Origin of the sequence: Deinococcus sp., assembly GCF_018260555.1 — a bacterium.
Classification (GTDB): domain Bacteria; phylum Deinococcota; class Deinococci; order Deinococcales; family Deinococcaceae; genus Deinococcus.
The window spans coordinates 16,023-35,882 of sequence record NZ_JAGLBB010000031.1 but is presented as its reverse complement, the minus strand read 5'-3'; the positions used below and the strand labels follow the sequence as shown (position 1 = coordinate 35,882).

The following is a 19,860-nucleotide window of genomic DNA, read 5'->3' as shown; positions in this document are numbered from 1 at the left end:
CGGCGCCCGGCTGCGCGGCCCGCAGCGGCCCGGCGGGTTGCACCGCGCCCTCCGGGAACACCACCAGCCACCCCACCCGCGCCCGCCGCACGCCCGCGCGGACCTCGTCGGCACGCACCGCGCCCACGCGCCGCAGGAAGGGAAAGCGTGACAGTTGCCGCGCGCCCATCAGGACCGCGAACCGACTGCCCGCCCACAGGGCCACCTCGCGCAGCACGTACCCGTCCCACCAGGAGTGATGGTTGGGCGCCAGGACCGCGCCGCCCACCGGGACCGGCCCGCGCACCCACACGCCGCCCAGGCCAGCGCGTACGCTGCGGCTCACGCTGCGCGACAGCAGCCACGTCGCCCAGGTGTGCCGGTCCCGCCCAGCCTGCCCGGACCTGGGCTTACCGGGCATGGGCAGGCTGGGGACGGGCTTACCGGGCACGGGCCACCGCACGCCGACCCGAACGCAGCGCCCACGCCAGCCCCAACCCCAGCCCCATGGCCGCCAGCGTCACTGCCGCTTCAAGGTAGCGGCCCACCAGCACCAGCCCGCCCGGCAGGAAGAACGCCTCGGTGGCGTACACCACCCGGAAATCCAGGCCCTTACCGGCGCGGCGCGCACCGGGCAGCAGGCTCAGGGACGGCACGCGGCTCGCCTGCACGGTCCCGTCCACCCGCTCCAGCCAGCCGGGCCGCGCCCAGCCCGCCCCGGCCCGCCCGAACAGCCCCGGCGCCAGCCCCACGAACACCCATGACAGGCCCGACCCGACCGCCCACCACCCCAGGAAGTTCTGCAGGGGTGCGCCCGCCCACAGCGGCAGCGGATCGCGCCACGTCCAGTACCCCTGCGCGGTCATCAGGGGCTCCAGGCCCACGTCCCACAGCGTCATCAGGGCGCCCGCCAGCCACGGCCGCCCGCGCGACAGGCTCGTGGCCGTCAGGGTCAACGCGAACCACCCCAACGGCACGATCAACGGCACGGTCAGCAGCGTCGGGGCGGGCGCCCCCGCGTACGTGTACTCCCCGAACGGAATGCCCGTGCGGCTCCCCAGCAACTCCACGCCCAGCCCCACCCCGAACGACACGACCAGCATCAGCGCCGCGCGCAGCCACCCCACCCGCTCCCACACGAACGCCAGCGCCGCCGCGCACAGCGCCGCCGTGCTCGCCAGCCCCAGCACCGGGAACAGGGACGGCCACAGCGGCACCGGAATTTTCAGCGCCACGTACAGCGCCACCAGCGCCATCCACGGCCGCGTGGCCGCCAGCAGCCCGGCCAGCCGCGCGCCCAGTACCTCCGGGAACTCCGCGCCCAGCGCGTCCCCGGCCAGCGCCAGCACGCCCGAGAGCGGCAGCCCCAGCGCGATCAGCGCCCAGCCCACGGCGTTCCCGCCCATGACCAGCAGCGCCCCCAGGAACGCCACGCCCAGCGCCGCGAACGCCAGTCCGGCACGCCACACGGTGGGGGAGAGGGACACCCTCACGCGCGCACCGCCGTCAACGCCGCGAAGTACGCGCGGGTCGCTTCCGACACGTCGCCCGGCAGGGCCGAGAGCGGCCACCAGCGGACCTCCGCCGCGTCATCCGAGGCGCGCGGCTCCCCACCTGCCGAGTCGGCCGTGAACACGTGCGTCTCCCAGGCGACCACGTTCCCGTCCGGGTACGTGTGCTGGTGCGGAAACACGCCCGGAGAGTGCAGCGCGCCCACGCTCAGGCCTGTTTCCTCGCGCAGTTCACGCCGCGCCGTCTGTTCCGGCGACTCCCCGGCGTCCGCGCCGCCGCCCGGCACGTCCCACAGGGCGTTATCGCCCCGGCGGACCAGCAGCACCTCCCCGCGCCGCAGGACGGTCATACCTGCCCCCATGCGCCGGATCAAGGGCGCCCCCAGTCAATCGTGCGCAAATGCGGCGGGGTCGCCCCCTCCTCCCCGGCCCCTCTCGCGCCAGGGGAGAGGGGGGAAGGTTCGTCCATCCGCCAGCTGCCAGCTACTCTCAACGGCTCACCGCCACCGGCGCCTCGTCAGGTCTTTCACGAGGACCTGCGCGGCGTTGCGGCCCGACGCGCCCATGATGCCGCCGCCCGGGTGGGTGCTCGCACCCGTGAGGTACAGGCCCTGCACGCCGGGCCAGCGGTACTGGCTGGCTTTCATCCAGGGGCGGAAGGAGAACATCTGATCGAAACTCATTTCGAGGTGCATGACGTTCCCGCGGTGCAGGCCGAGGTTCGTCTCCAGCCACTGCGGCGTCTGCACGAGTTCCCCGACGATGGTGTCGCGGGTGCCGGGCGCGTAGTGCTCGAAGGCGTTCAGGATGTTCTCGCGCGCCTCGGCGGTGCGCCCTTTCGGATCAGCACTGTCCCAGGAACCGCTGCTCAGTTCGTAGGGGTAGTACTGCGCCCACAGCCACAGGGCCTCGCCGCCGGGCGGGGCGAGCGAGTCGTCCACGGCACTGAAGCTCATGGCGATCAGGGGCGGGTCGCTGGTGGGTTCGCCCGCGAGGTACTCGCCGTAGCCTTTCATGAGTTGCTGTTCGTTCTTGATCAGCAGGCCCAGACCGACGCGGCTGTCGGGTTCCGTGTGGTGGCGGTACTTGACCTTCTCGCTCAGGGCGAGGCGCAGGACCATGCCAAAACCGTTGCCCACGCGGACCTGCCGGGCGGCGGCGGGCACGAACTCGTCCGGCAGGGCGCCCGCCGTGGTCAGGATGTGCGCGCCGGACACGACGGCGCGGGCCGTGTACGTCCCGCCGTTCTCCAGCCGGACGCCCTGCGCCTTGCCGCCTTTCACCAGGATGTCCTTGACGGGCGCGTTCACGAACACCTGCCCGCCGTCGGCCTCGATGGCGCGTTTCAGCGCCTGCGTCAGGCCGCCGCTGCCGCCCTTGGGCCGCGCGACGCCGCCCTCGTGGTACAGCGGGTGCCACAGCAGAAAGGGCGCACTCAGCGGGTCACTGGGGGGCGGGCCGCTCTGCGCGGCCATCCACACCAGCGGGGCGCGCACCCGCTCGTCCGTGAAGTACTCCCGCGCCACGTCCCCGTACGGGCGCAGGATGCGCGGCAGTTGCTCCATCCAGTCCTTGCCCTTGCCGCTGGACACGACCATCTTGCCCATGTCCAGCGGCCCCGGCGCCGAGTTGAACAGGTCCGCCACGGAGCGCGCAAACGGCGTCCAGTCGTCCAAGAACTTCGTGTACGCCTCTCCCTGACCGGGGAACAGGGCCTCGAGTTCCCGCGCCGTGCGCCCGGCGTCCCGGTGGATGAACCACGGCGTCTCACCGTCCGACGCGTGGAACATCGGGTCCACGTCCAGATAGTGCAGGCCGTGCCGCGTCAGTTCCAGTTCCCGCACCACGGGCGTCATGCGGATCAGGATGTGCGCGCTCCCCCCGTAATCGAAACGGTACCCCGGCACCAGTTCCTCGGTACTCACGGCGCCCCCCACGATATGCCGCCGCTCGAACACACCCACGCGCAGGCCCGCCTTCGCGGCGTACGCGGCCGTCACCAGCGCGTTGTGGCCCGCCCCCATCACGATCACGTCGAAATCCGGCATCCCGCGCAGTCTGCCACGCCCGCACCAGAGCAGAGCGTCAGCAATCCGCCAGAACGCTGGTCTGCGGGTACGCGCCCGGCAGAGCACGGAGCGTGACGTTCAGCCCGAAGGCGGCGCGACAGAAGCGAGTAAGAGTGAGGGGGGTACGCTGCGTGGCATGTTCGGTCGCCGCGTGCCCCCCCATATCGTGTTCGCCTCTAGCGTTGCGCTCGCCGTGCTGTGCGCGGTCCTGGCGTTCCTGGCCGCGCAGTCCCAGAGTTGGGTGTGGGCGGCGGTGGCAGCTGTGCTGGCCGTGTGGTTCACAGTGGACGCCTTCCGGTCGTTCGTGTGGGCGCAGGCGAAGAAACGTCTGGACGCCGAGCAGGCCACCCAGAACCGTCACCGTTGAGGGGTCGGTCCGTTCTTTTCACCCTTCCGTGACTCTCCGGCTGCGCGGGTTGTTCTGATCCGGTAGCGCATGGAATTCGGGCGTTTCATGGCCCTGCCCCAGTCATGGCCCTGCCCCGGTCATGGCCTTGCCCCGGGTTTTCCAGGTCAGGGTGGTGCTCAACGTCCGGGCCTGTGTAGCCGCGCGCGCGGCCCAGGAGGCGTGGTGCGTGCGGTGCTGGGTGGGCCAGGCCGGGTGGTGTCCGCTTGCTCGGAGACGCCCCCCGGAGCGTGCGTCTTCCGAACAGCCTGCCCTTTGCTCCTGCCGACGGCAGTCCGCAAGGGTGTCCGCCGCGCCGGCAGGCAGACGCGCCGCCTGTGCCCGCCCTGACTGCCGGCCACGGAAATGTGCGGTTGCACGCGATGATTTCTGCTAGTTTAGGAACAATTTAGCTACACCTGACACGTCCCTATCGCCCAGGGCCGTTGTGAACGGAGGAGTCAACGCGTGAAATCAATCCGGTACATCGTGACCCGCCCCTGCCTGCAAGAAGGCAGCCTGCGCCTCCTCAAGTACCTTGAAAGCACCTTCCCGACTGCGGGGCCCGCCGTGCTGGTCGATGAGAAAGGCGATGAGCACGCGGTGCAGGTGGACCTGGAACGCATGCGGGTGTGGGGGCTGGGCGGGCTGTACCACGCGCAGCACCTGGGCGTGAACGACGTGCTGATGCTGACCGCCCTGGCTCCCGGCCGGTATCAGGTCGAGGCGGTCGTGAAACCGCACGCGCCGGCCCCACCGCCGCGCCGCGAGACGCCCCGCCCGCCCGAAACGCGCCGCGTGGTCGTGTCATCCACCCCGCACGTCCGCGAGATTCGCATGCAGACTGTGCCGGTCACCGGGCCAGTCACTGGGCCAGTCATCGGGCCAGTCACCGGGCCAGTCACCGGGCCGGCGCAGGAGTCCGGCGCGGCCCGCCCGGACAGCCAGAGGGACGGTGCGCGGAAGGACGGTGGGCACAAGGACAGCGGGCACACGGCGCAGGCCGCCGCCCCGGAGGCCCGCGTGGCCCAGGTGCGTGTCACGGAATCCCGCACTCCTGAGGTCCGCACCCCCGAAGACCAGGTAGTTCTGGAATCCCGGGTCCCTCAGTCCCGTTCCACCGGGAACCACGTCACGGACGCCCGGACTTCCGAACGCCGCGCGCTGGAGGCGCCCCACGTGTCCCCGGGCGCCAGCGGCTGGTCCGCACCCCTGCGTCCGCTGGACGTGAATTTCGACCTGCCCGCCCCCGTCCCGGCTGCTGGACCAGCGGCTGTCCTGACCGTCCCTGCCGCCCCTGGCACGCGGACGGACGCGGCGGCACTGGATGTGGGGGCGCTGGATGCCGGGGCGCAACTGGCTGAACTGGCTGCCCTGACCGGGTACCGCCTGGAGCACCTGGGTGGGGGCGTGCTGCGCCTGAACGCCGAGCTGGGCACCCACGGGTACTCGGTGCTGGTCGCCACCAGCGAGAACGCCGTGCAGACGCCCGCCTGGAAAGAGAACGCCGATTACTGCGTGCTGCTGACCAGCGAGGACACTCGCCCGCCGAACACGCCCTGCCTGACGCGTGAGGCGCTGGCCGCCCTGATCGAGCACGCGCAGCTGGCGCCGCTGTCCCCGGTGGACCTGCGCGGGTACTGGAAGGCCGGAAGCATCGACCTGGAATCGGCGGCCAGCGTGGCGGAACTGGTCAGTTCTCACCTCGCACAGCGCGGCGCGTTCAGTTTTGTGCTGCTCACGCTGTCGCAGCAGCCGGCGCACTCGGTGGTCAGCGTGCCCCGCCTTGCCGAGCGGCTGGGCAGCGGCGTGAACTACGCCGAACTGGGCGGCATTCTGGACACCCTGACCCGCGCGCCCTTCCTGGCCCTGACGCCCCTGCCGGGCGGGCAGTACCTGCTGCGTGTCGGCGTGCCGGAACTGCTGGCCGACCTGTCCGAGTACGCCGATGGCGTTCGCCGCCGCGTGCGCGCCCCCTCCCGCGAGGTCGCGCGCGCCTGAACGCCACCCACCCGTCCTGCACCCCGGAGAGCCGAAGCTCCGGGGTGTTCTGTTGTGTCCTTGCAGGTGGAGGGAGCCGCCTGGGATGGTGTCGGGCGCGCCCGTCGCGCGGTCCGGGCGGCCCTAAGCTGCCCGCGTGACCCGCCCTGCATCCCCCACCTCCCCACCACCCGCCGCTGCCCTGTCCCCGGCCGGACTGGCCGGGGTGCGCGCCGCGCTGCTGGCGTGGTTTGACCGCACAGGACGCCCCCTGCCCTGGCGGGCTGGTCAGGAAGGTGCGCGGGACCCGTACCGCGTGTGGGTGGCGGAAATTCTGCTTCAGCAGACGCAGGTGGCGCGCGGCACGGTCTACTACGACCGTTTTCTGAGCGCCTTCCCGACGGTGCAGGATCTCGCGGCCGCGCCGCAGGAAGCGGTGCTGAAAGCCTGGGAGGGCTGCGGGTACTACGCCCGCGCCCGCAACCTGCACCGCGCCGCGCAGCAGGTCGCGCAGGACGGCTTTCCCCGCTCGTACGGGGGGTGGCTGGCCCTGCCGGGCGTGGGGCTGTACACAGCAGCGGCCGTCAGTAGCCTCGCCCTGAACGAGGCGCGCGCTGTCAGCGATGGGAATGTCCGCCGGGTCCTGGCCCGCCTGCACGCCGAGCCTCAGCCCACGCCCGCCTGGGTGCAGGCCCGCGCGGACGCGCTGCTGGACCCGGCGCGGCCCGGCGCGTGGAACGAGGCGGTCATGGACCTGGGCGCGACCGTCTGCACGCCCGCCGCGCCCCGCTGCGGCGCGTGCCCGCTGAAAGAGTGGTGCGCGGCCTTCGCGTCCGGCACGCCCGCCGCCTACCCCGCCCCGAAGGTCCGCGCCGCCGTGCGCGACGTGTCGGTGGTAGCCGTGCTGATCGGCACGCCGCAGGCGGCAGTCCTGGAACGCCGCGCGGGTGCGCTGCTGGGCGGCCTGATGGGCCTGCCCGCCGAACCGCTCGCGTGCGGCGAGACCCCGCAGGCGGCCCTGGAGCGGCTGTGTGCGCGGCTGCCCGCCCGTCCCGGCGCGTTCCTGGGCGCCCTGACGCACGTCATGACGCACCGCCGCGTCACCCTGCACCTGTACGCCGCGCACTCTGACCTGCCGCGCCACCTGGTGGCGCAGGAGGCCCTGTCGCGGCTGGATCAGAAGGCGCTGGCCCTGGCCGCGCAACCCGCGCTGCTCTGAGTGCGCGGGCGCACAGGGGCGTCTCCTCAGTTTGGGGGACGAGAACGCCGCCCGCCGCGTTAGACTGAGTACATGTCGCGTGAGCCGCTCAAAGTCGCCGTCCGGTCCATTCAGAAAACGCGGAATGCGGCCCGCGGCGCCCTGCTGTGGGGCTACGAGCAGCGTCTGGCCCGCGAGGTCACGGCCCACGGTCACCTGCCCCGCCACCTGGGCCTGATCCTCGACGGGAACCGCCGTTTCGCCCGGGCCAGCGGCATCCAGCGTGAAATGGGCCACTCGTTCGGTGCGGACAAGGCCCACGAGGTTCTCCAGTGGTGCCTGGAACTCGGCATTCCCGCCGCGACCATCTGGGTGCTGTCCACCGACAACGCCAGCCGCGACCCGGCTGAACTGGCACACATCCTGGGCCTGCTGGAAAAGGAAGCCCGGAATCTGGCCACCGATCCCCGCATTCACGCCAACCGCGTGCGTGTGCGCGCCATCGGGCAGCACGACGGCTTCCCGCCGCAGGTGCTGGCCGCCCTGAAGGACCTGGAAGAAAAAACCGCGACCTATGACGGCATGCGCCTGAACATCGCCGTCGGCTACGGAGGCCGCGAGGAGATCGTGGACGCCGTCAAACGCCACCTGAACGCCGAGGAGCAGCTCGGCCGCACCCCCGCGCAGGTCGCCGCCGACCTGACCCCCGAGCACATCAGCGCGCACCTGTACGCCGCCGACATCCCGGACCCCGATTTCATCATCCGCACCAGCGGCGAGATCCGCCTGTCCGGGTTCATGCTGTGGCAGAGCGTGTACTCCGAATACTACTTCTGCGATGTGTACTGGCCGGGCTTTCGCCGTGTGGACTTCCTGCGCGCCCTGCGTGACTTCCAGGGCCGCGACCGCCGCTTCGGCCGGTAGTACCGATTGCTGTGTGTCTCGTTCACAACGCAGACACGGTACCGATTCTTCAACTCCACGCCCAGACCCCGCTTCTGCTCCCACTCGCTTCGCCCAGATTGAACGGTCTTTGCAGCCCATTCAACCCGGCGTTCATATGACACCCCCCAGAAGGGGGTGGTCAACTCTGCTTGACAGCGTTTTCCGGATGTGAAGGGATTCGCTTGGCTCCCACAAGGCGTTTCTCGATGTCTTGGTCAGGTGCGTTGTGGGTCAGTTGGGCTGCGCTGTCTTGGGCTACTGCGCTTCTCGCAACATGTGTAAGTAAAGTGTAAGATGAGCACCCCTACGCTGCAATCTGTTGTACGTCTGATCTGCTTTGAGTAGCCCGGCGTGCCGCCCTCAAGGAGAACGCATGGATATCCGCATCTCCAGCAACCTGAGCACGCTGATCACCGGCGCGGCCCCGGCGCAGAACGGCGTCCCACTGAACCTGAGTACCAGCCCGTCCCCAACATCAACGTGCGTGGCAAGGTCGCCGAGCAGCTGTCCCCCGGTCGCGGGGACGTGCGGCCGGGTGATCTGATCAGCCGGGTCGTCACGGTTCATAACACCTCCAGGAACTTCCTGGCGAGTGTGCCTGTCACGCTGCCTGCGCCACACGTCGCTCCCGGGAAAGATATGAACGTGGCCCATTCCGGGTCGTCCATTGTCGGGGGTCAGTCCTTCGCCGTGAGCGCACTGAAAAAGAAGATCACGGTCGCCGAGAACGGCAGGAGGGTGGTCAGGGAAGTGGAAGTGAAACCCAGTAAGGACACGGCCGTCCGCTGGACGATCCGTCAGATCAGCGCCACCTAGTTACTGCATTTCGGTTACCGCGGCCTCGCGCCGCTCCGCTGACGCAACTCAGAGTCGCATCCGGTCACCCCCGCCCACATCCGTTCACTTTCTTTCCCGGAGGAACAACCATGAAACGTAGCACCCAACTGATCGCTCTGATGGCCGCCCTGGCCGCTGGTTCCGCCGGTGCCGCTGGCACCCTGGCCGGCACCACCATCTCGAACACCGCGACGGCCAGCTTCGATGACCCTGCCAACCCGACGGCCGCCCCCCTGAAAAGCACCTCGAACACCGTGACGACCACGGTGCTCCCCAAACCCGACTTTGACATCGTTTACACCGACGCCACGGCTGACGGCAACACCCTCACCAGCACCACCGTCGTGACCACTAACGCGGTTCCCGGTCAGGTCATCACCACCCCCTACTCGCTGGTTAACAAGGGCAACACCCCCCTGGACATCACTGTGAACGCTGACACCACCGGGAGTGCAGCGGGCGCGACCGTCAAGTACTACCGCTTGAATTCGGACGGTACCCAGGGCACCGAGATCACGCCCAGCACCCCCGTGACCGTCACCCCCGACGATCCCGCCACCACCGCCGACGAAGGCATCGTGAAGATCGTTCAGGTCATCACCCTGCCCACCGACCCGGCCCAGATCACGCCTACTAGCGTGTTCGGTGCGTCCCCCGAGGGTACCGTGGCCGGCACCGCCGGCACTGATCCCCTGGTCACCCCCGGTAACGGCTACGCCAGCGGCACCACCGTTCAGGAAGAGAACAAGCCGGTCGACACCGACCTGCAGTTCACTCGCGTCACGGTGTACGCCCCCGTGCTGGATAACAACCCCAACACCAACCTCAGCACGCCCGTGGACAGCGCCGGTCATCCCCTGCCCGCCGCCAGCCAACCGCCCGTCGCCAGCGTGGATGTGCCCACCGAAACGGTCGGCACGGTCGGGGACACCACGCCGGTCGTGGGCGCGACCGGTTATGTCACGCCCGCCCCCACCACGCCGCCCGCCACGCCCAGCCCGGTGCCGGGCGGCGCGACCGATCCCACGCCCGGCGGCACGCCCATCGCCACGAACGTCGCCGCCGACGAGCAGATCGCCTACCCGGTCGCCGACACGAACGCCACGCCCGACCAGGTCGTGTTCACCAACACCCTGACCAACACCGGCGGCGCGACCGACAAGGTCCAGTTGTTCCCCGCGCTGGCCGACGGCACGCCCGACCCCGCCTACACCTTCGACCCGGCCACGGGCGTGTTCACGAACACCAACACCGGCGTGACCATCCGCTTCCTGGATCCGGTCACGGGCGAACCCATCAAGGTGTCCGTCGACGCCAACGATCCGACCGTCGCGCTGTACCCCACCGTCACTGTCCCGAACGGCAGCAGCGCCGTGTACCGCACGGAAGTCACCTACCCCGACGTCAACGACTCTGACCCCATCAGCCCGGTCAGCGTGACCATCGGCGCGGACTCGCTGAAGGACGCCGATCTGGTGTCGAACAGCAACACCAAGAACACCATCATGCCGCCCGCCGCGCAGTTCGGTGACGCCACCGCCGCCGTGGGTGCCGTCGTGACCCCCGCTCCGGTCCAGACCGTGAACCCCAACGGCTCGGAAGGCGACATCAGCAGCCCTGACTTGACGGACAAGACGGCCGTGTTCCCCATGGACGTCGTGAACACCGGCCAGTACAACGACAGCTATACCCTGAGCGGCACCGTGACCGTCAAGGTGATCGACCCCGTGACGGGCGCTGTGACCACCACGGTTGTCCCGGTCCTGTACTACGCGCCAGACGGCTCCCTGCTGCCCCGCGTCAGCACCGATAAGGCCAGCCCCGATTACAACAAGTTCATCACGCCCGTCCTTGCTCCTGGCACCGAGTACAAGCCCCTGGCCGTCATTCAGATTCCGACCGGTACGGCCACCGGCGACTACACCGTCACGCAGAACGCCGTGGGGAACTACAGCACCATCCCCATGACCGACACGAACAACATCATCCGTGTGGCCCCCGCCGGGTCCGTGGCCGTCGCCAAGTTCATCCTCAAGACCGGCGTGGCGGCCGGGTCCGACCCCAAGAACGGCATCGCCAACCCCACCGACTACACGGCCAGCGGCGCGAACGGCGCCAAGCCCACAGACACACTGAAGTACAAGATCATCGCTAAGAACCGCTACAACACTGTTGTGACCAAGTTCTTCCTGAGCGATACCGTGCCCGTCAACACCACCTTCGCTAGCGTGGCCCTGAACCCCGCGCCCGCCACGACCATCTACCGTGTGACTCCTGCTGGTAGCACCACGGCCGGCGCCTGGAGTGCCACGGCCCCCGCCGCCGGACTGGCCGCCGGTACCGTGATCGACGTGGCCGTGGATGCCGATGGCGACAACATTCCCGACGCGCTGCCTGCCAGCGGCACCCTGACCGCCGACTTCGCCGTCACCGTTAACTGATCTACCTGGGGCGCGTCCTGCACGGACGTGGGGCGCGCCTCGCTCATACGGCCTTCGGTTAAAAGGTTGACAAACGCCGCTCTACTCAGGTAGCGCGAGCAGGAACGCTCAGGACCGTCGGGCGTGCCGTTGGCAGCACAGCGGATGAGTGGGTTGTGAATGCAACAGCCGACAGACCGTCTCGCTTCCACCCGCACAACAGCAGAACAATTATTGAAGTTCGCACATTTGAGTGCGCCACCCTTTTCCCCCGCGCCCCGTCCGGCGCGCCCCGCAAGGAGACTCCCGTGACCCGCTTCCCCCTGACCCCCAATCTGATGCTGACCGGCCTGCTGATCCTGGCGGGTCAGGCCGCAGCGGCCCGCACCCCCGCCGGTACCCAGATCACCAACCAGGCGCAGGCAGAATTCATTCCTCCGACCTCGCCGGACCCGGTGCGGGCGGTATCGAACACCATCGTCACGGTCGTGCAGGCGGTCTGCTCGGTCAGTGTCACGCCGGACGGCACGGTGCCTCAGCCGGGGCAGTCGGCCACGCTGCTGCCCGGCGAACAGGCGGTGTTCCAGTACACGGTCGTGAACACCGGGAACACCAGCGGGGACTTTCCGGTGCTGGCGCGGGGCGAGACCGGCAGTACCATCAGCCCGGCGCTGCGCGTGATCCGCGACCTGAACGGCAACGGTCGGCCCGACACGAACGAACCCGAGGTGAGCCGCGTGACCCTGGCCCCCGACGACAGCGCCGCCCTGCTGCTGGTCGTGAACACCAGTGACGCGCAGGGCGACGCGTACGTGAACCTGATCGCCAGTTGCGCGGGTGGGGAGAATGCCGACAGCAACAATGTGAGCCGTGTGCAGGTCGGGCCTCCCCCGGTGCTGGGCGTGCAGAAGTCCTTCACGCCCGCGCTCGTGCGGCCCGGCAGCGAGACGACCGTGACGGTCAAGACCAGCAATACCGGCCAGGGCGAGAGCCGCGAGGTCATCCTGACCGACCTGCTGGCCGAGCAGGCCGCGCAGGGCCTGAGCTTCGTGGCCGGCAGCGCCCGCACAAACACCGGCACGCTGGAGTACACCCAGGACGGCGTGACCTGGACGGCCCAGGAGGTCACGCCGGTACGCGGCGTGCGCGTGCGTGCCGAACGCCTCGCGCCGGGCGCCGGTATCACCCTGACCTTCCGGATGCTGGCCGGTGCGGCCGCCGAGAATCAGGTCATTCCGAACACCGCGACCGCGCAGACTGGGACCAAGAGCAGCAGCGGCAGCGCCAGCGCCGACGTGCGCTACCTGCCGGCCGTGGCAATCGGCCCGGTCGGCCTGCCCGAAGCTCCCGAGAACACGCCCGCCGACTCGCAGAGCCGCCCGTTCGCAGTGGTGGGGCAGCAGGTGTGCTTCGATCACACCGTCAAGAACACCGGCGACGTGCGCGACAACTTCCGCGTGACCGTCACATACCCGGTGGGCACGGCGACCAGCGTGCTGTACGGCGAGAACGGGCAGCCGCTGGCGCAACCGCTGGTGCTTGACCCTGCCCAGACCGCGCTGGTCCGCATCTGCTACGACGCGCAGCAGGTCGGGCCGCTGGAATCCCTGATTACCGTCAGCGGTGACCGGGGCACCCGCAACACCACGCACGACCTGATCGGCGCTGTCGAGTCCGGCCTGCCGGAACTCACGAAGTCCTTCGAGGCCACCAAGCAGGGCAGCGCGGGGCAGACCGTGGTGATCCCGGTGGGCGGCACGGTCGCCCAGGGCGACACCATCACGTACACCCTGACAGTCCGTAACCCGTACACGCGCCCCCTGACGAACGCGGTCGTGACCGACCCGATCCCCGCGCACGTGGATTTCACGGGCGCCAGTGACGGCGGCGCGCTCAGCGGTCAGCCGGGCTCGCAGGTGGTCCGCTGGAACCTGGGCACCCTGGCGCCCGGAGAGACCCGCCGCCTGACGGTCGTGACGCGGGTATCGACCCGCGCACAGGACGGCGAGGCCCTGAAGAACATCTTCAAGTTCGTGACCACCGAACTAACCCAGCCGCTACCCAGCAACGAGGTGCAGACCCCGGTCTGGACGGCGAAACTGACGATCGCGAAGACCGTCAGCGCGCGGGAAGCCACCTACGGCGACCGCCTGACCTACACCCTGAAGATCACCAACGAGTCCACCACGACCGCCATCATCGACTCGGTCGTGACCGACACGCCCGCGCGCGGCCTGCAGTACATTCCCGGCACCAGTACCCTGGGCGCCGCCCTGCTGGCCGACCCGGCCATCGCCGCCGGTGTTCTCACCTGGAACAGCGGGCCCATCCCGGCCGGCGGCTCGATTGTGATCACGTATCAGGCCCGCGTGACGCCCGAAGCGGTCGGCGACCTGATCAACACCGTGGTGGTCCGCGGCAAGGGGGCAGGCGGCTTGGCCAGCACCATCGTCAGTCCGCCCGACAGCGCCACCACCAAGCTCAACCCCATGAAGTTCGCGCCGGTCGCGGACATTGTGGGAACCGTGTTCGTGGACCGCAACCGCAACGGTCTGTTCGATCCGCTGCTGGACACCCCTGTCGAGCGGGCCCGCGTGCTGCTGGCCGGCGGGCGGCAGGTTGTGACCGATCCTAAAGGGCGTTACTCGTTCCCGAACGTTCCGGCCGGAACGTACGCCCTGCGCCTGGACCCCAACACCACCCCGTACCCGCCGCTGAAGGTCCCCCAGGACGGGGCGCTGAGTGGCACGCAGACCGTAGTTCTGCGCGGCCTGACCAGCGTGGACTTCCCGCTGACCCCGCTGGGCGGCGAGATCAGTGCCCTGCGCCGCACCACACTGACCGTGGGCGACGTGACGGTCGAGAAGGCCGTGTACGCCACCCTGGGCGGGTACGTGGTGACGCTGCGCGTCGTCACTCCCCGCGCCCTGGAAGGCGTGCAATTGACCGACCCGCTGCCTGCAGGTGCCGTTTTGAAAGACGGTGCAGCGTCCTACACGGGTGCTCTCAGTGCAGGGGAGAGGAACTTCACTTACCGCTTTGAATGGTCAGGCGAGCCGCGGGCCGCCACCACCGACCCCGTCATCAGCTGGAGGTACTGAACGTGCAACCCGACTTCAAACGCTTTGCGACTGCCCTCTCGGCCTTCCTGGCCGTCAGTGTCAGTGCCAGCGCCCAGGAAATCAGCACCGGCGTCCAGGAAATCAGCACCAGCTTGCCGCTCACCACGGTCGGTGACCGCCTTACGTGGTCGGTCGGGGATCAGGACCTCACGCTCAGCGTGCCGCTCGCCGGCCCCGTTCGTCTGGAGCTGTACAGCCCCCGCGTTGACCAGAGCGATTACCGCAGCGACACCTATTACGGCGACGAGCAGTACGATGCCAACCGCACCGATGTCACCACCACGTTCACACTGATCGGCGAGGATGGCGCCACCGTCCTGACCCGCACGTTCACGCCCGGCGCGCACGAGTGGGAAACGCTGCTTGACCAGACCCTCCCGGCCGGCCGCTACCGCCTGAAGGCCGTCACGAAGGGCAACGGTAAGAACACCTTCGCGGTGCGCCTCGCCGGGATCAGCGCGTCGGTCAGCGCCGACCGCCTGAACGTGAATGTGCACTCGCAGGAATGGGTGCCCGCCGTGAACGTCAGCACCGACGGTCGGGCCCAGGTGCTGCGCATGTACGACGGCGACGGCCCCCAGGAACTCCAGGCCCGCCTGCGCGACGGTCAGGGCAACGTCACGCCCCTGACCGTCAGCGCCGACCTGGACTTCACGGACCTGAACCTGCCCGCGCAGGCCGGTAATTACACCGTGGAACTGCGCCAGCCGCCCACCGCCCGCCAGTTCAGTAACACCGTGGGCTTTAGCCTGACCCGCGCTGGGGTGCCCGAACCCATCGTTCTCAGCCGCGTCGATCAGACCGGGGTGCTGCGGGTCACGGCCGAACTGATGTTGCCCGGTGGTGCGCAGCCCACGTCGGCAGCCGCCATCGTCGGCAAGGCCCCCGTGACCGTAAACGGCCTGCTCACGCAGCGCGTCGCGCCCGGCCAGTACGCCGTGGTGCCCGACCCGGTCGCCGGTGCGGACGTCAGCGTGGATACCAGCCGCGTCACCGTTCCGAAAAACGGCGAGGGCGAGGCGCACATCCAGGTCCGCCCGACCGTCGCCCTGAGCCTCAGCAGCGACAAGCTCGACGTGTGCATCGGCGACACCGTCACCCTGACCGCCCGCGCCAGCACCGCCTATGCCGGCGACCTGCCACTGGACCTGAGCCTCGACACGCCTGGCCTGAACGTGCAGGGGCTGAGCCACCTGCAGGGCACCCTGAGCGCCGCCCACCCCGGCGAACTGCGCCTGACGGGCACCGCCGCCCAGAGCGGCCCGCTGACCGTCACGGCCCGCCTGTCCCCCTGGGGCCAGGAGCAGAGCGTCACCCTGAACGTCCGCCAGGACGTCACCAGCCTGCAACTGAGCCGCGAGCCGCTGCCTGGCGCCACTACGGGCGACGAGATCACGGTTACGCTGCGCGTCACGAACACCGGCGCGCGCGCCACACCGTACCTGCTGGCCGACACGGTCCCCGCCGGTCTGGAAGCCCTGAGCAGCGCCCAGTTCAGCGGCACGCTGCAACCCGGCGAGACCCGCGAGCTGAGCTACCGCGCCCGCGTGACCGCCGCCGGGCCGCACATCTTCAATGCAAATCTGCGCACCCCGGACTGCGCCGCCACCCAGACGGTCGGCGGCCAGCTGAGCGCGCAGCCCGCCCCAGTGCCTACCCCAGCGCCGACCCCAGTGCGTACCCCAGCGACTCCGGAGCAGCATCGCGCCAGCACCGTCACCCTGCCTTTCGACGCGCCTCGGCAGGCGACCGAACTGGTGATCGCTCACCGCGTCCCGGGAGACGCCACCCTGGTGCCCGGCAGCAGCCGCCTGGACGGCCGGCCCATCCCGGACCCCCTGCGCGGCCCCAGCGGCACGCTGTACTGGGTGCTGCCCGAACCCTCCAGCAGCCCCGCCACGGCCGGCGGCGCGGCCCTGCGCGGCGCGGTCACCTACGACCTCGCGCACGCTGGCCCGCTGAGCGAACTGCCTGCCCCGGCCCTGCTGGCCCGCTACCGGGGTGGCCGCAGCGAAGCCCTTGAGGGCCGCGTGGATCAGGCGGACCTGGGAGCTGCGCGCAGTGTCAGCGCCGCTGCCGCCACCCCCCTCACCGAGAACCCGGGGGCCATCAAGTACCCCCTGGACGGCAGCCAAATCCGCATCCGCGACCGCATCAGCGTGGTCGTCGAGGTGCCCGCCGATCAGGACGCCAGCCTGCGCGTGAACGGCGCCGTCATGCCCGACAGTAGCGTTGGCGAGGTTGTCAGCGACCCGGAACGCGGCACCCGCCGCGTCACGTACGTCGGCGTGCCCCTGCAACCCGGCCCGAACGCCCTGAACGTCGGCACGGACCGTATTCAGGTGCAACTGGTCGGCGCGACCACCCGCGTCGAGGTCACGCCCAGCTTCATGACTGCCGACGGCAGCACCCCCCTGCGCGTGCATCTTCGCGCTCTGGACGCCCACGGCAACCTGACCACGCAGTCCAGTCTGACCGTGCGCAGCAACCTGGAAGTGCAGACGCCCGACCAGAACCCCACCGAGGCCGACTACCAGATCACCCTCGTGGACGGCGAGGGCGACCTGATCCTGCGCCCCCAGGCCGCGCCCGCCATCCTGAACCTCGGCGTGCTGGTCGGCCAGGAAGTCAAGGCACATACCTTTGCCGTCAAACCCGACGAGAGCCGTGTGGGCGTCGGCGTCATCAGCGCCACCCTCGGCCTGGACGGCAACCTGAGCCTCGCCGACGACCTGACCTGGACGGCCCGCGCCTCCTACGAAACGCCCCTAGCGGGCGGGAAACTGTACGTCGCGGCCGACAAGGACGGCCTGCCCACCGACCGCGACACCCTGAAACGCTTCAGCGTGTACGGCGACAGCAGCACCGAGAGTGTGCCGCTCCAGGGCATCGACCCCATCGCCCTGAGCTACGATCACCCGTCCCTGCGCGCCGCGTACCGCCAGACCAGCCTACCCATTGACGTGCTTCCGGTCGGCGAGCAACTGACCGCCCTGACGGTCAGCAGCAAGAGCAACCCCGAAGTGTCCACCTTTGCCGCTCTGGTCCCCGAAGACCGCGTCAGCGGCGAGCGCGTCACGCCCGAAGGCACCCGCCTGCTGCGCCTCACCCACGGCGACGTCGTGCCGGGCAGCGAAACCCTGGAAGTCCTGATCACCGAACGGAGCACCGGGAAGGAACTGCGCCGCACCACCCTGCAACGCAACGCGGAGTACATCCTTGACCACCGCACCGGCATCATCACCCTGGCCCGCGCCCTGGACACCAGCGACGCGCAACTGAACGACGTGACCGTCCTCGCCAGCTACCGCCTGAACAACCCCCTCACCCAGCGCAGGGCCGCGTTCGGCGCGCAGGTCAAGTACACCGGCCAGCACTACACGGCCGGCGTGGCTGCCATCAGCCTAGACCAGACCGTCACGACCGGCGCCCGTGTCACGTACGACAACGGCACCACCCGCGCCGACGGCCTGCTCGCCTACGCCGGGGGCGTGCAGGGCAGCGCCGACCTCAGCACCACCCTCGGGCGCAGCACCATCAAGGCCCGCGTGCGCTACCAGGACGGAGGGTACGCCGGCCTCGCGCCCTTCAGCCCCGGCCTGACCACCAGCGCCAGCGTCGACAGCCGCCTGACCAGCAACCTCAGCAGCAGCTTGCAGGCCGAGTACCACGATACCCAGGGCGCCGTGGCTGCCGGTACCAGCGGCGGCAGCGTCACTGGCCGGGCCGATTACCGCTTCGCTCCCTTTAGCGTCGGCGCCGGGCTCCAGTACGCCTTCGGCGACCAGTACGGTATTGGAGCGGTGGTCAGCGCCGGGTACCATCAGAAACCCATCGATGTGGACGTGGTGCACACCCAGCCCCTCAGCGGGAACCTCGACACGACGACCACGATCACCACCCGCTACGCCGTGACGGACAGCGTCAGCGTCGGCCTGACCGACGAGATCAACTGGAGGAAGGGCCACACCGCCAGCCTGAACCTCGACAGCCGCCTGGGCAACACCAACTACCAGGTCGCGTACGACCTTCCTAACGCCGGCGGGCAGGGCAACCGTGCCCGCTTCGGCGTCAGCACCACCCTGCCGCTCACTGACCGCCTGACCGCTGGCCTGCGCGGCAGCGCCACCTACGACATCGGCGCCGCCCAGACCAAGCTGGGTGCCGGCGCGGACCTGCACTACGCCACCGACCGCGTCAACGCCACCGCCGGCACCGACCTCACGTACACCACAAAAGGATTTGGCGTCGTGCTGCGCACCGGCATCAGCGGGAGCCTCAGCGACCACCTCAGCCTCACTGCCGACGGCCTCATGGAATTCGGCGCCGGCAAGAACGGCCAGCGCGCCGCCCTGGGCTACGCCTACCGCAACCGCACCTTCAACTCCCTGGGCACCGTCCGCTACGTAAACGGCACCCTGGCCGGCAATCAGCCCGAACTGAGCAGCACCTTCGCCGCCGAGTACCGCCAGCCCACCTGGGCTGTCCGTGCTGGCGTGGATACCCGCGCCCTCCTGAACGACCCTGGAAGCTTCACCGCGCAATTCGGCGCCAGCGGCACCTACTACGTTACCGACCGCGTCGGTGTCGGCGCCTGGGGCCGCGCCCTTACCCAGCCCTCCAGCCAGAACACCCAGTACGGCTACGGCCTCGAAGCGTCCGTGCGCGCCCTGCCCGGCACCTGGATCACCGCCGGGTACAACCCCGCCGGATTCACGGGGATCGGCAACACCTACACCCGGCAGGGCGCGTACCTGCGACTTGACCTGACCATCGACGAAACCCTCGGCCAGAACAGGTAATCACCACCCCCCGCCCAGTGGGGGAGGGCGGCGGGGTGTCCGCGGCCCTCCCCCGTTTTCTTTCATGAGAACGCACGCTTCGCCTCTGGCTATGAGGCGACCACAAGCAAGATCCTGAACACGAACATCTCACGAACTGACCCGCCCCCTCCCGCCACCCATAACCCGAGGAGTAGCCATGACGGCGCAAACAAGCAGAAGCTTCCGATTCTCCTCCAGATTCCGGCAGACCGCGGCGGCCTTGCTGGGCTTGGCCTTGACCGGCACGGCCCTGGCCGATACTCCACTGGCCACGACACCGACCTACAAGTTCCAGGGTCGCGTTGATTACGTGACGACCGGCGCGAGCTTCCGCACCCAGGCGAACAATGGATCGGGTACCAGTCCGGCGTGCCAGGTGAGCACCACGGCCACGTCACAGGCTGTTACTGGCGTGCCAGCAGGCGCCACCATTGTCAAGGCGCTGCTGTACTGGGCGGCTTCTGCTGACCGGACTGATAAGACAGCCACAGATCCGGGTACCGTCATTAATGACACCACTGTGATCTTCGACGGCCAGACCGTTACTGCTGGTGCCGTATCTCGCTACACAGATATTTTCCCACTCATGAG

The 19,860-nt window shown here is 69.4% G+C and carries 13 protein-coding genes; 8 read left to right on the top strand and 5 right to left on the bottom strand.

What is annotated here, in order from left to right:
• From QZ271_RS07750 to QZ271_RS07735, 4 genes are all read right to left on the bottom strand, one after another.
• A partial coding sequence (locus QZ271_RS07750) for a 1-acyl-sn-glycerol-3-phosphate acyltransferase (RefSeq protein WP_291430185.1) occupies positions 1-430 on the bottom strand: 430 nt, incomplete at its 3' end.
• The gene (locus QZ271_RS07745; RefSeq protein WP_291430183.1) at positions 420-1,472 is read right to left on the bottom strand and encodes a carotenoid biosynthesis protein; all 1,053 of its coding nucleotides are present in this window, start codon (positions 1,470-1,472) and stop codon (positions 420-422) included. The genes QZ271_RS07750 and QZ271_RS07745, both read right to left, overlap by 11 nt.
• Positions 1,469-1,852, bottom strand: a complete 384-nt coding sequence (locus QZ271_RS07740) for an NUDIX domain-containing protein (protein ID WP_291430181.1) — start codon at positions 1,850-1,852, stop codon at positions 1,469-1,471. The genes QZ271_RS07745 and QZ271_RS07740 overlap by 4 nt, the downstream gene beginning before the upstream one ends.
• Before the next feature lie 135 nt (positions 1,853-1,987).
• Entirely contained in the window at positions 1,988-3,538 is a 1,551-nt protein-coding gene (locus QZ271_RS07735) for an NAD(P)/FAD-dependent oxidoreductase (protein WP_291430179.1), read from the bottom strand.
• 157 nt (positions 3,539-3,695) lie between these two features.
• Here QZ271_RS07735 and QZ271_RS07730 point away from each other — a divergent pair, with 157 nt between their 5' ends.
• The 4 genes from QZ271_RS07730 to QZ271_RS07715 all read left to right on the top strand — a co-directional run bounded on the left by QZ271_RS07730 (position 3,696) and on the right by QZ271_RS07715 (position 8,046).
• On the top strand, positions 3,696-3,926 hold the full coding sequence (locus tag QZ271_RS07730; protein ID WP_291430177.1) for a hypothetical protein: 231 nt from the start codon (positions 3,696-3,698) through the stop codon (positions 3,924-3,926).
• A 486-nt stretch (positions 3,927-4,412) separates the two neighbouring features.
• Entirely contained in the window at positions 4,413-5,945 is a 1,533-nt protein-coding gene (locus QZ271_RS07725) for a hypothetical protein (RefSeq protein ID WP_291430175.1), read from the top strand.
• A gap of 181 nt (positions 5,946-6,126) precedes the next feature.
• Entirely contained in the window at positions 6,127-7,143 is a 1,017-nt protein-coding gene (gene mutY / locus QZ271_RS07720) for an A/G-specific adenine glycosylase (RefSeq protein WP_291430189.1), read from the top strand.
• Positions 7,144-7,215: 72 nt separating this feature from the next.
• Positions 7,216-8,046 carry an isoprenyl transferase gene (locus QZ271_RS07715; RefSeq protein WP_291430173.1) on the top strand — a complete coding sequence of 277 codons (831 nt, stop codon included), beginning with the start codon at positions 7,216-7,218 and terminating at the stop codon, positions 8,044-8,046.
• Between the two features lie 381 nt (positions 8,047-8,427).
• Here QZ271_RS07715 and QZ271_RS07710 read toward each other — a convergent pair whose 3' ends face one another.
• The gene (locus QZ271_RS07710) at positions 8,428-8,634 is read right to left on the bottom strand and encodes a hypothetical protein (protein ID WP_291430171.1); all 207 of its coding nucleotides are present in this window, start codon (positions 8,632-8,634) and stop codon (positions 8,428-8,430) included.
• 123 nt (positions 8,635-8,757) lie between these two features.
• Between QZ271_RS07710 and QZ271_RS07705 the strand changes: the two genes are divergently transcribed.
• The 4 genes from QZ271_RS07705 (at position 8,758) to QZ271_RS07690 (ending at position 19,248) form a co-directional block, all read left to right on the top strand.
• Positions 8,758-8,883 (top strand): hypothetical protein, encoded by a 126-nt coding sequence (locus tag QZ271_RS07705; RefSeq protein ID WP_291430169.1) that lies wholly within the window; start codon positions 8,758-8,760, stop codon positions 8,881-8,883.
• 110 nt (positions 8,884-8,993) lie between these two features.
• Positions 8,994-11,345 carry a hypothetical protein gene (locus QZ271_RS07700; protein ID WP_291430168.1) on the top strand — a complete coding sequence of 784 codons (2,352 nt, stop codon included), beginning with the start codon at positions 8,994-8,996 and terminating at the stop codon, positions 11,343-11,345.
• A 287-nt stretch (positions 11,346-11,632) separates the two neighbouring features.
• Entirely contained in the window at positions 11,633-14,425 is a 2,793-nt protein-coding gene (locus tag QZ271_RS07695) for a DUF11 domain-containing protein (protein WP_367114338.1), read from the top strand.
• Positions 14,368-19,248 carry a DUF11 domain-containing protein gene (locus QZ271_RS07690; protein WP_291430166.1) on the top strand — a complete coding sequence of 1,627 codons (4,881 nt, stop codon included), beginning with the start codon at positions 14,368-14,370 and terminating at the stop codon, positions 19,246-19,248. The genes QZ271_RS07695 and QZ271_RS07690 overlap by 58 nt, the downstream gene beginning before the upstream one ends.
• Positions 19,249-19,860: the final 612 nt, after the last annotated feature.

What these genes read in the sequence shown, in the direction of transcription:
- QZ271_RS07740 (WP_291430181.1), bottom strand. Translation starts at nt 1,852, where the DNA reads ATGGGGGCAGGTATGACCGTCCTGCGGCGCGGGGAGGTGCTGCTGGTC.
- QZ271_RS07735 (WP_291430179.1), bottom strand. Translation starts at nt 3,538, where the DNA reads ATGCCGGATTTCGACGTGATCGTGATGGGGGCGGGCCACAACGCGCTG.
- QZ271_RS07730 (WP_291430177.1), top strand. Translation starts at nt 3,696, where the DNA reads ATGTTCGGTCGCCGCGTGCCCCCCCATATCGTGTTCGCCTCTAGCGTT.
- QZ271_RS07715 (WP_291430173.1), top strand. Translation starts at nt 7,216, where the DNA reads ATGTCGCGTGAGCCGCTCAAAGTCGCCGTCCGGTCCATTCAGAAAACG.
- QZ271_RS07710 (WP_291430171.1), bottom strand. Translation starts at nt 8,634, where the DNA reads ATGAACCGTGACGACCCGGCTGATCAGATCACCCGGCCGCACGTCCCC.
- QZ271_RS07700 (WP_291430168.1), top strand. Translation starts at nt 8,994, where the DNA reads ATGAAACGTAGCACCCAACTGATCGCTCTGATGGCCGCCCTGGCCGCT.
- QZ271_RS07690 (WP_291430166.1), top strand. Translation starts at nt 14,368, where the DNA reads ATGGTCAGGCGAGCCGCGGGCCGCCACCACCGACCCCGTCATCAGCTG.